At 44.8% G+C, this 279-nt stretch carries 1 pseudogene; it reads right to left on the bottom strand.

Features of this window, described 5'->3' with window-relative positions:
- Positions 1-279: pseudogene (locus tag VJI93_RS08730) on the bottom strand (hypothetical protein); the annotation flags it as partial.

The following is a 279-nucleotide window of genomic DNA, read 5'->3' on the forward strand; positions in this document are numbered from 1 at the left end:
TTAAAGGCAAGTTTCTAATTTCAATTTGCTTCTCCTGTACAGATAATCCGGCACCCGCATCACTCAATGCTTGTAAAATCGCTTTATCTGCCTGGGTTGAAAAAACATCCAGACCGGCTACCACAATATCCCCTGCAATAGCACCCGCTACCAATAAAAAGGCAGCACCGCTCCAATCACCTTCTACGGTATAGGTATAAGGTTCATGGTTTGGGGTGTAAGGTTTCTCCTCGCCTTCGGCTCGTTGGGATGACAGCGCATTAAAATGAAAAACAGTAT

It is taken from the genome of Parvimonas sp. M20 (assembly GCF_035282425.1).
Lineage (GTDB): Bacteria > Bacillota > Clostridia > Tissierellales > Peptoniphilaceae > Parvimonas.